Raw genomic sequence first — 11,743 nt, forward strand, 5'->3', positions numbered from 1 at the left:
AATGTAGGGTTAATTTCCGTTCCGGCTGATTCACATGACATACGTTTTAACAAATGCCATTCCCAACTTTTGATGATGTGCCTATCAATTTACTATTTTTCAATAATAAACTTGCAAATTATTTTACATTTTATTGAGGCAGAAGCGTTTGGAAATAAAAAGATTCGCCATCCAAAAATATGGCGAATCTTTTTCTACTATTATTTGTTTTTTTCATTATAATTGCTACGTGCAACTAGCATTACCATATAGCAAAGTAGACCAAATAGAATTGAAATAAATAATGAATGAAGTAATGCGACTGTTAAATTCAATTTAGTTAGGACTACTAGCATACCAGCAATCACTTGGAAAATTACTATTGTAAAGGCAATAATCCAGCCATAGTAAATAACACGTTGATGTTTATATTCTTTTACAGCGTGCCAAGTTATGTATGCAATCCAAATGAAAAAGATAAGAACAGCTAGGCGATGTCCCATTTGCACCCATTCATACATATTATTAAAAGCTGCGAATGGTGTATCGTTATAGCAAAATGGCCAGTCAGGACATATTAAGCTAGAGTCTGTATGGCGAACAAGCGCCCCTGTATAAACGACTAAATAAGAATAAATTGTGACAGCAATCGTATGCCAACGTAATTTTTTTCCAATAAAAACGTTGTCAGCATCAAATTTCCGATCGACTTCAAATACAATCATAGAAAGAAGGAGAACAGCAGCAAAGGAAATAAGAGAAATCCCAAAGTGGAGTGCTAGTATGAAATCACCTTGTCCCCACAACACTTGAGCTGCTCCAATAAGAGCTTGTGCGATTAAGAAAAAAATCGCTAAGAAACCTAATAATTTTACTTCACGAATATGACCGAGTTTACGCCATGTCCAAACTGTTAACGCAAGAATTGAAAGAGATACGACCCCAGTTACAAGACGATGTGAAAATTCAATTAAGACTGCTGGTGTAATTTCTTTTGGAATAAGAGAACCATTGCAATCTGGCCAGTTTCGACCACAGCCTAAGCCACTATCTGTTTTGGTAACAAGTGCTCCACCTAGTAAAACAAGGAGCATTCCAACTGTAGCGGCAACAGCAAACCATTTCATATACCTGTTGTGTTGCATAAAATGAGTCACCTACTTTATCTATGAACATTACATGAAAGTAATGTTTCTGCTACTAGATGATATCGAAAATACAGGTAAAAAACAACTTGTAAAGAGTAGGGAGTATTAGATGTCGATTCCATTTCACAAATTGTTCATAATTTCGTACTCTAACCTTCACAATTCATTTTAGAAAATGTTTTACTATAGATATGTTGTTTTTAATTATTTTTCTAGACAAAGTTAATTTTTACAACTTCATCTAAATTTCACTTAATGTCTAGAAATCAATCGCAAATTTCGCTATAGTAATTGGTAGCGGAATATGCTTACAAAAATGAAAGGAGAGGTATCATGTCAAACGGTCGTGCACTGACGGCTACTAGAAATAGTGGACCAGCATCAACATCTGTTGTAAAAGATTTCTTAGCACTAATAAAAATTGGCATAGTTAACTCGAATCTTGTCACAACGTTTACAGGGATGTGGCTGGCATTTCAATTTACTAGTAGACACTTCTTGCAAGAGCTCGATGTCATATTGTTCACCATGCTGGGTGCGGCATTAATTATAGGTGGCTCAGGCGCAATGAATAACTTTATTGATCAGGATATTGATCCAATCATGAAAAGAACGAAGGGTAGACCGACAGTAACGGGTAGATTTAAGCCGAATTTTGTATTGACTATTGCCCTCTCATTTTTAATTGTAGGTGAAATTTTGTTATTTGCGGCATCGTTTGCGGCCGGCATGTGGGGACTAGTAGGAATATTTGCTTATGTCGTTCTGTACTCAATGTGGTCAAAGAGGAAGCATGTTAGTAACACGGTTGTAGGAAGTATTTCAGGGGCGATTCCACCAGTTATTGGGTTTGCAGCTGTTGAACCTGCATTAGGTCCTGGAGCACTTGCCTTATTCCTTATCATGTTTGCATGGCAACCACCGCATTTTTATGCACTTGCTATGAAACGTACTGAGGAATATCGTGCAGCTAATATACCAATGCTACCTGTAGTAAAAGGATTTAAACGTACAAAGTACTCGATGTTATTCTGGATTCTTTTATTATTACCATTACCATTCCTTTTACCAGAGCTTGGAGTAGGCTTCTTAATTCTTGCCACTGCATTGAACTTGGGCTGGTTGATTCTAGCTTTTAAAGGCTTTACTACAAAAGATGATATGAAATGGGCAAATAAAATGTTTATCTATTCGTTGAATCATATGACCATACTATTTGTATCCATCATAATTTTTGCGTTGTTTAGCTAAATTTAGGAATTCTTTCTTTTCCTAAAGAATTCATATAGACAGAACTTATTTCCTAGGTACACATGAAAATACAACAAAGAAAGAGGGGTTTAATTAAGCATGATGAAAGGGCTTAAAAAATGGAGTCTTTTTTCACTACTAGCAGTGATGATGGTTTTCCTTTCTGGTTGTGGTGAAGATTATATTTCTGCACTGAAACCATCTGGTCAAGTAGGTAAAGAACAATTCAATCTATTAATGCTAGCTACTGGGATTATGACGTTAGTTGTAGTAGTAGTATCCGTTATCTATTTACTTGCATTCTTAAAATTCCGCCGTTCAAAAGTTGGCGAAAATGTTATTCCTAAGCAAGTAGAAGGAAGTCACACTCTTGAAATAATTTGGACAGTTATTCCAATTATTTTATTATTAATCTTAGCTGTACCAGTTGTTACGGCTACTTACAAATTTGCAGATGTTGCTGCAATGGACGAAGTAGATGAAAACGGTGACAAAACAGCACTTACAGTAAATGTAACTGCTAAATTATATTGGTGGGAGTTTGAATACCCTAACCAAGGTATTGTAACTGCACAAGAATTAGTTGTACCAACAGGTCAAAAAGTTTACTTTAACTTAAAAGCTGCCGATGTTAAGCACTCATTCTGGATTCCTGCTATAGGCGGTAAAATGGATACGAACGTAGATAACTTAAACAAGTTCTATCTAGAATTCGATAAAGAATCAAAAGACCTTAAAGACGGCGTATTCTATGGTAAATGTGCTGAGTTATGTGGTCCTTCACATGCTCTAATGGACTTCAAAGTTAAAGCATTAAGCCCAGATGCATTCGATGCATGGGTAGCTTCAATGAAAGCAACAGATGGAAAAATGCCAGACAAAACTTCAGCTGATCTTGGGGAAGCAACATTTGCTAAGAGCTGTATGGGTTGTCATGCTGTATCTGGTACAAGCGGTTCAGGTTCACAAGGTCCTAACTTAACTGCATTTGGTGACCGTAACCGTGTTGCTGGTTTCTTAGAACATAATGAAGAAAACTTAAAAGCTTGGATTAAGGATCCTGGGCAATTCAAACCAGGTAACTTAATGATGAATGCAGATGGTACTGCGCCAATTTATGGCGACTTAACTGACGAAGAAATTCAAGCTCTAGCAACGTATATCATGGGCTTATCTGTTGAGAAATAATTTTAAGTTTTATGTAACAAACTTTGAGGGAGGTAAAAGTTGTGAGCTCATACACACAGAAAAAGGGCTTTGGAGCAACTGTCTGGGACTACATTACAACTGTTGACCATAAAAAGTTAGCAGTAATGTATTTATTAGCCGGTACATTGTTCTTCGCTATCGCTGGTTTTGAAGCGTTATTAATGCGTATTCAATTAATGAAACCAAATAACGATTTCATCTCAGCTGGTTTTTTCAATGAATTATTAACAATGCACGGAACGACAATGTTATTCCTAGCTGCGACTCCATTACTATTCGCATTTATGAACATGCTTGTACCATTACAAATTGGTGCGCGCGACGTAGCATTCCCGTTTCTTAACTCTTTAGGGTTTTGGTTATTCTTCCTAGGTGCATTATTCCTTCACCTGTCATTCTTTATGGGTGGCGCTCCTGATGCGGGCTGGACATCTTATGCATCATTATCTTTATATTCTCCTGGACATGGTATTGACTTCTATGTTCTCGGTTTACAAATATCAGGGGCAGGTACATTAATATCAGGTCTTAACTTTATCGTTACGATTATTACAATGCGTGCTCCAGGTATGACATTCATGCGTATGCCATTATTCACTTGGACTGCACTTGTTTCAAGTGCATTAATTTTATTCGCATTCCCTCCATTAACAATTGGTTTATTAATGATGTTATTTGACCGCATGTTCGGTGGTAACTTCTTTGACCATACTATGGGTGGTAACACAATTATTTGGGAACACTTATTCTGGATCTTCGGACACCCAGAGGTTTATATCTTAGTATTACCGGCGTTTGGTTTATTCTCTGAGATTATTCCAGCGTTCTCTCGTAAACGATTATTTGGATACTCTTCAATGGTATTCGCAACAATTTTAATCGGTTTCTTAGGGTTCATGGTTTGGGCTCACCACATGTTTACGGTTGGTCTTGGGCCAACAGCCAACGCAATCTTTGCTGTTGCAACAATGGCAATTGCCGTTCCAACAGGTATGAAAGTATTTAACTGGATCTTAACTATTTGGGGCGGATCTATTAAAGTTACAACACCAATGCTTTATGCACTTGGCTTCATCCCGTCATTCGTTGCGGGTGGTGTTACAGGGGTAATGCAAGCATCTGCACCTCTTGACTACCAATTACACGATTCTTACTTTATCGTTGCTCACTTCCACTACGTAATCGTTGGTGGTATCGTAACAGCGTTATTTGGTTCAGCGCACTTCTACTGGCCAATTTTCTTCAACCGTATGTTAAACGAAACACTTGGTAAAATTACGTTCTGGGTATTCTTTATTGGATTCCATTTAACGTTCTTCGTTCAACACTTCTTAGGTTTAATGGGTATGCCACGTCGCGTATTCACTTACATGGAAGGTCAAGGTTGGGATCAGTTCAACTATATCTCTACAATCGGTGCATTAATGATGGGTGTAGGGGTTATCTTAATGGTAATCAACTGCTTAATGTCAATCAAAGGCAAACCAGCAGGTCGCGATCCATGGGGCGATGGACGTACTTTAGAATGGTCAATTCCACAACCAATCCCATTCTATAACTTCCGTCAAACACCACTTGTTCGTGGTTTAGATCCTTGGTGGATTGAAAAACAAGAAGGTAATAAAGAAGTGACATTTGCTGAGCCAATCGGTGATATTCATATGCCAAATAACTCAGCTATCCCATTTGTTATTTCTATCGGTATGTTTATCGCGGCATTCGGTGCTCTTTATAATCCAGATGCAGATAAACCGTGGTCAATTTATATTTTAATTGCAGGTCTTGCAATTACATTTGGTGCTATGATTTTCCGTTCTGTTAAGGACGATCACGGCTTCCACTTACACAAAGAAGAAATTCTTGAAATTGAAGAACATCTTTACGGCAAAGGAGGAAATAAATAATGGATTTCAATACTAAATTTACTCCTCATACTTGGCCAGACCATCCTGAACAAGCTACGATGGAAGGGAAAAATAAAGTTGTTGGTTTCTGGATTTTCCTTGCCTGTGAAGTTGTACTTTTCGCAAGTTTATTCGCTACTTACCTAGCGCTTAAGAACAAAGGGCCTGCTGGCATGGAGTTCACAACACAAGATTTGTTTGAATTACCTTTAGCTTTCGCTATGACGATGTTATTATTAACATCTTCACTAACGTCTGTTTATGCAATTTACCATATGCGTAACTTTAACTTTAAAGCTATGCAAACTTGGTTTGGTATTACGGTACTTTTAGGTCTTGGATTCTTAGGTCTTGAAATCTATGAATTCAATCACTATGTGGGTCTTGGTTTTACATTTGACCAATCTGCATTCTCAACTGCGTTTTATTCATTAGTTGGTACACATGGTTTCCACGTAACATTAGGTCTTGTGTGGATTTCTACGTTAATGCTTCGTAATGCTAAGCGTGGCCTTAACTTATACAATGCACCTAAATACTTCGTGGCTGCTTTATACTGGCACTTTATCGACGTAGTTTGGGTATTCATCTTTACAGTAGTATACTTGATGGGAGTGATCGGATAATATGTCTTCACACGATACACCTATAGTTGCTAAGTCTCAGGCACAATACGAGTATGATCGTCATCATAATGCCGTTCATATGCGTAAACAAGTAATTAACTTTGCGATTATGATTTTCTTTACGTTTATCGCATTCGCAGTAGTTGCAGCTGATTTTTCTAAATACTTAATATTACCACTCATTTTATTGCTTGCTGGTGTTCAAGTTGTTCTTCAACTGTACGCTTTCATGCACTTAGAAGACAAAAAAACACACTTCGGTGGTGTAATTGGCTTCTTCATGTGGATGGGTATATTAATCGCATTTACTTTCTTCTTAGCTTTTTTAACAATTATTTGGTGGTAATCACCAAAGAAGCACGTTCCCTACTTTCAGTAGGAACGTGCTTTTCTTTTTGGGTTCTATTCACGTTATAGTGAATGAGCCGGTAAGAAATAAAATAATTCATGTGAGAGTGATTTTCGTCCAGGCTACTCGCTTTTCTGTGGGCGAGCGTCGAGCCGCTTCCTCCGCTTTTGCTGCGGCTTCGTTAACACTCCGCTTTCGCACAGAAAACATCCGCTCTGTGCAGGGTCTCGCCTGTCTCACTTTCACACAGACAAACTCTTTTGCTAAAGTTAAGTTTTATTACTTAAATTATAGTGACATGGCAGAGGATACATGCTATGTGAATCAGTTGATTGGAGTGGAGGCTGGATGACTCCTTGGGGATTAGCGTCACAGATGAGACCCTGGAGCGAGCTTTGCGAGTGAAGCGGCTCATCGTACGCCCCCAGGAAAGCACCCAGCCGGAACGGAAATCAACCCCACGTTATGATGATGAGCTAGCAAAAAATAATATAATTCATGTTGGGTTATTATACTTTGAATATTTTTTCTATAGATACAATAATCTTGTAAGAAAGGTAAACGATAGATAGTAATTTGTTCACCTTTCGTTCATTGCAGAATAAGTGTAAGCGTTCTATAATAGGAGTACTGAAGTTTAAAGGAGTGCGTTTTGTATGCCACTTAGTATATTTGGTTTCCAAGCTTTATGGAGCCCATACTTAATAGGGGTTCTTGTTTTTATAACAGTCATCTATTTTCTAGTCACAACAAAGTGGCGCAAGGATTTTAAAGTAAGTGAGCCTTTGAAAAAGGAAGAGGCTATTTATTTTGTACTGACAATGGTAACGATTTATATTATTAAAGGATCTCCAATAGATTTAATGGCGCACATTATGTTTACGATGCATATGGTGCAAATGGCTATTTTATTGTTACTTGTACCGATTTTCTTAATTAAGGGGATTCCTTGGTGGGTATGGAAAGTTGCGATTGAAGCACCGGTAGTTAGAACTTTATTTAAAACATTTACAATCCCTGTCGTTGCGGTATTTGTGTTTATTGGTTTATTTTCTTTTTACCACTTACCTGCAGTATTAGACTACATTAAATTAAACGAAACTTTACATAGTACATATACGTTTGTATTATTCGTTTCTGCAGTTTTAATGTACTGGCCTTTGATTCAAAAGATGCCTAATAGTCCACAAATGAAACCTTTGTATAAATTAGGCTATATCATTGCTAATGCGGTATTAATTACACCTGCTTGTGCGTTAATTATTTTTGCATCAGACGCTATGTATGAAACATATACAAATGGTGAGGCATGGTTAAAAGCAATGGAACTTTGTGTACCAGCTTCTACATTATCTAGTTTATCTCTTTCCGGACCAGAGCTCTTTACAAATATGTCAGCTGTTGCCGATCAGCAACTAGGCGGTGTTTTAATGAAGATTTTACAAGAGCTTATTTTTGGGGTATTACTTGGATCAATCTTTATTAAATGGTATCGTTCAGAACAAAAGGATCCGGAAAAAATTACTGCTGATGCATTAAAAGAGCATCAAAAGAAATGGGAAAGTCAGCAGCAACATTAATTATAAAAATAGAAACTTTAATTTGTATAAGGGGTTTTGTCAATGGAATTGCAAATTTTGCCTACTATAAGTACATCATTCATCGTTATTAGTGCGATACTTGTAGCTATTGGTTGGGGCTTAATTATAAAAAAGAAAGTAGAAGCTCATAAAAAAGTAATGCTTGCAGCAGGAGTTGCAGCACTTATCTTCTTTATTATTTACGCTTCACGTACAGTCTTTATTGGTAACACAGCGTTTGGTGGCGGAGAAGATTTAAAACCATATTATACGTTCTTCTTAATTTTCCATATTACTCTGGCGACAACTGGAGCAGTATTTGGTATTGTTAGTATCATCTCTGGTTTGAAGACTAATCTTAAGCTTCACCGTCGTATTGGACCGATTACAAGTATTATTTGGTTTTTCGTAGCTATTACCGGAGTTTTAGTATACATGTTACTATATGTAATGTTTGAACCAGGTGAAACAACATCTGTCATTAAAGCTATACTAGGCTTTTAACTTCTTTCAGCGGGTGTCCAAACATCCGCTGAAAAGAGGAACTCAGGCTAAGAACTTCACATCCTGTGAAAACGCCTGAGTGACCAACATCGTGTTGCTGCTGTCGTTTCGCTTTCACACAGACAAAACACCTTGTTGCTGTTGCTTCGCTTTCGCACAGACAAAACACCTTGTTGCTGTCGCTTCGCTTTCACGCAATAAACGGCGGACATGCAGGCCCAAGCACAAACCGATTCCGGACGCAATTATGCCAAGGCATAATTGATAAAAAAAAATCTCCCTCCTTATTTTTGAGAAGGAGGGAGATTTTTTATGGATGTTTGATTAAATAGGGAAAGGATAACAACAACGAGTAAAGGACCGATTAAAATACCAAAAAATCCAAACATTTTAAAACCTATAAACATTGCAATAAAAGTTGTTAGTGAGGAGAGCCCAACCTTATTTCCAATAACTCTAGGCTCAATCATACGTCGAACTAAAAATTGTAAGATCGTTAGTACGACTAACATAACAGCATAGATATATTCACCTGTAAAGGCTTTGTATATTGCCCAAGGAAGAAGCAAAATAAATGAGTCTAAAAAGGGAATGAAATCTAAAATGACTAGTAAGAGTGATAAAATAAGTGGGAATGGTGTTTTAAGAAAATAAAAGGTTCCAAAAGCTATAGCAAAAATGCAAATACCAACTAAAAATTGTGCTTTCATAAAACCAAATAAAGCAAGTTTTACGCGCTGTCCAATAAATAGTATTTTTTGATGATAATGAAAAGAAATAGGCGCTAACATTTTACGGTTAATATTTGGTAATTCTAAAAGAAACATATATAAGACAATCCAATAAACAAAAATGTCAAACAAACGAGAAGTTATATACGTAAGTGAAGATGACCAAACATTCATATTTGTTAAAGAAAGAGCATATTTCTCGATTGAAGATAGAGCTCGTGCTATCATAAGTTGAATTTGTATAACAAGATCTAAGGGCAAATGATAAGTATAGTTGGAAAGCTTGGATTGTATTTCAATCCATAGTGCTGATAGCTGATTGAGGTACTCTGGAATATGAATGATAAATGTTGAAAATTGTTTCCAACTTATAAATATAATGAGAATACATAATAGTAATGTCATGCTTGAAAAGAACATAAAAAAAATGGATGCGACTATTTTGCGTTTTTTTCGGAACCGTTTACTAATTCGTATGATGACAGGTTCCAATAATAATGCAGTTACGTAGGCAAGCAGTATTGGTAATGACAGGGATATAAACCAGAGAATTGCGATTCCGACAGCTATAACGATGATCGGATGGCGAAAAAAAGGGTGTTTGAAAAATTGTAACATTTATCTCACCTACATCATGTAAAAGATATAGTTAGTATGAGAAGAAATAAAATTTTTACTCAAAATAAAAAAGACTGGACCACCAGTCTTTTCAGATTTAGCTATTGCACTGCATACTGTTGCCAATTTGCTGTTGCCTGATAAATTATAAAATGATTTCGATGTTTAATCGACATGTATGCACCGTGAAATAACTATCTAAAATTATGCATGAATTTCAAAAGCTTGTAGGTCTAATTTAACCTTTTTTAAGATTTCTTCACATTTTTTTACAAGATGAGCTGGGAAAACTTCATCATCACCATACTCAACGCCGTGTGGATAGTAGTACTTACCAAGTGCTGGTTTCATTAATGTTAGGATTGCATCGTGTGCACCAACATCACCAGATTTTGCATATGCGAATACACGTAGGTAATAACGTCCCTCACGAGTATCGAAACGCTTATCAAATGTCATACGCTCGTAATCCCAGCCGCCATCACATTCTAAACCATTGTTTTTCATGACACTTACAATAAGTTCTTGATCAGCTGTTAAATTTTCAAGGTTAGTATTTTCAAAATACATCTATAATCCTCCTTTAGGTTCTCGTACCAAAGTATACGCTCATTTTTATAATAGAGCATATTCGACATTGTTGCAATGACAACATTGTGTCAACCCAATTACAATTGATATAATAACTTAGAATAATGTGATAAGAAGGAGTCATGTATGAAAGCTTTATTTCGCATTTTTATGGCATGTGCTGCAATTGCGTTGATTGGCTTTATGTTTTTTAATACACCACGTGAAAACGAGCCACTAAAAGGCCCGAATGCCAATTCAAATATTATTCCCAAAACCGAATTAAAGCAGCCTGAAATGGGGGCAACAACACGTCCTAAAAGCGGGATGTCGACATTAATCGGTCAAGGAGCAAAGGTAGTTTTGGAGAAATACGGTAAACCAGTACGAAAGGAACCATCATCCTTTGGTTATGATTGGTGGATCTATAATACAAATGCTTCTACATTTTTCATGGTAGGCGTTGAAAATAATGTTGTGACACAAGTTTACATTGCAGGTAAAGATTTAGATGCTTACCCTTTTAAGGTTGGTCAGAAGCGCGATGATATATACCGAATGACAATCATTGATTATGAAGTAACTGCGAATGTCGGTAAAAATATTTTCGTTTTCTCAATGAGTGAAGAAGATATGCAGACACGATTGCTTGTAAAATTCGATGGGCTTTATGCACAACTTTATATAGATAGAGAAACGGGTGAGCTACAAGGAATACGCTTTACTAATAGTAAAACGCTTGTTCTTCATCAACCTTATGAAATGACTTATCAAGGCGAGTTAGTTATACCAACACCACCATCTTCCTTTTTACAGCAGGAAATTAATGAAGCGAGTGCTACAGAGCTTGACGATTTAATAAATGTAACAAGAGTTCAACATGATTTAGCTCCATTAAATATGGATGAATCATTAGAAGAAGTTGCAAAAATGCATAGTGAAGATATGAAGGTTCAAAATTTCCTTGCTCATGAATCACCAAAAAATGGAGATTTTAAAAAGAGATTGGAAACTCATGGAATCAAATATAGTGAGGCGAATGAAAATCTTGCGACTGATTATTTTGATGCGATCGAAGCAATGCATGGCTGGCTTAATTCACCTGAGCATCGAAAAGTCATTTTAAATGATAAATATACGACAGTGGGATCTGGAGTATTTTTAAACTATTATACGCAAATATTTTTAGAATCTTCTTCTCAGGAGCTGGATAGTGAGAATAAAGACTCTGAGGAACCAGTAGAAAATATTCATGAATCAGCACCATAAATAGA

Annotated in this window: 11 protein-coding genes; 8 read left to right on the forward strand and 3 right to left on the reverse strand. The window is 36.6% G+C overall.

All coding sequences use genetic code 11. From position 1 onward, the window contains the following. Window positions 1–200: 200 nt before the first annotated feature. Window positions 201–1,124: a COX15/CtaA family protein gene (locus ACQKOF_RS00345; protein WP_427552566.1), complete on the reverse strand. Its 924-nt coding sequence runs from the start codon at window positions 1,122–1,124 to the stop codon at window positions 201–203. 336 nt (window positions 1,125–1,460) lie between these two features. Between ACQKOF_RS00345 and cyoE the strand changes: the two genes are divergently transcribed. The 7 genes from cyoE to ACQKOF_RS00380 all read left to right on the forward strand — a co-directional run bounded on the left by cyoE (window position 1,461) and on the right by ACQKOF_RS00380 (window position 8,550). Beyond that, window positions 1,461–2,378, forward strand: coding sequence for a heme o synthase (gene cyoE, locus ACQKOF_RS00350; protein ID WP_100545563.1), 918 nt, complete (start codon window positions 1,461–1,463; stop codon window positions 2,376–2,378). Between the two features lie 99 nt (window positions 2,379–2,477). Beyond that, the gene (gene coxB / locus ACQKOF_RS00355; RefSeq protein WP_427552571.1) at window positions 2,478–3,566 is read left to right on the forward strand and encodes a cytochrome c oxidase subunit II; all 1,089 of its coding nucleotides are present in this window, start codon (window positions 2,478–2,480) and stop codon (window positions 3,564–3,566) included. Between the two features lie 41 nt (window positions 3,567–3,607). Then, window positions 3,608–5,491 carry a cytochrome c oxidase subunit I gene (ctaD, locus tag ACQKOF_RS00360; RefSeq protein WP_427552573.1) on the forward strand — a complete coding sequence of 628 codons (1,884 nt, stop codon included), beginning with the start codon at window positions 3,608–3,610 and terminating at the stop codon, window positions 5,489–5,491. Further along, window positions 5,491–6,117 (forward strand): cytochrome c oxidase subunit 3, encoded by a 627-nt coding sequence (locus ACQKOF_RS00365; protein ID WP_427552576.1) that lies wholly within the window; start codon window positions 5,491–5,493, stop codon window positions 6,115–6,117. Before ctaD ends, ACQKOF_RS00365 begins: the two co-directional genes overlap by 1 nt. 1 nt (window position 6,118) lies before the next feature. Continuing rightward, window positions 6,119–6,463: a cytochrome C oxidase subunit IV family protein gene (locus tag ACQKOF_RS00370; RefSeq protein WP_053594672.1), complete on the forward strand. Its 345-nt coding sequence runs from the start codon at window positions 6,119–6,121 to the stop codon at window positions 6,461–6,463. Window positions 6,464–7,122: 659 nt separating this feature from the next. Next, window positions 7,123–8,046 carry a cytochrome c oxidase assembly factor CtaG gene (ctaG, locus tag ACQKOF_RS00375; protein ID WP_427552579.1) on the forward strand — a complete coding sequence of 308 codons (924 nt, stop codon included), beginning with the start codon at window positions 7,123–7,125 and terminating at the stop codon, window positions 8,044–8,046. 42 nt (window positions 8,047–8,088) lie between these two features. Beyond that, the gene (locus tag ACQKOF_RS00380) at window positions 8,089–8,550 is read left to right on the forward strand and encodes a DUF420 domain-containing protein (protein ID WP_427552582.1); all 462 of its coding nucleotides are present in this window, start codon (window positions 8,089–8,091) and stop codon (window positions 8,548–8,550) included. Between the two features lie 284 nt (window positions 8,551–8,834). Here the strand turns inward: ACQKOF_RS00380 and ytvI are convergent, their stop codons facing one another. Then, entirely contained in the window at window positions 8,835–9,899 is a 1,065-nt protein-coding gene (gene ytvI / locus ACQKOF_RS00385; protein WP_427552584.1) for a sporulation integral membrane protein YtvI, read from the reverse strand. A gap of 204 nt (window positions 9,900–10,103) precedes the next feature. Further along, window positions 10,104–10,469: a YugN family protein gene (locus ACQKOF_RS00390; protein ID WP_370045550.1), complete on the reverse strand. Its 366-nt coding sequence runs from the start codon at window positions 10,467–10,469 to the stop codon at window positions 10,104–10,106. Between the two features lie 147 nt (window positions 10,470–10,616). Here ACQKOF_RS00390 and ACQKOF_RS00395 point away from each other — a divergent pair, with 147 nt between their 5' ends. Beyond that, entirely contained in the window at window positions 10,617–11,738 is a 1,122-nt protein-coding gene (locus ACQKOF_RS00395; RefSeq protein WP_427552587.1) for a CAP domain-containing protein, read from the forward strand. The last annotated feature ends 5 nt before the right edge of the window (window positions 11,739–11,743 follow it).

It is taken from the genome of Lysinibacillus sp. NPDC093190 (genome assembly GCF_050280425.1).
In the GTDB taxonomy this organism is placed as follows: Bacteria; Bacillota; Bacilli; order Bacillales_A; family Planococcaceae; genus Lysinibacillus.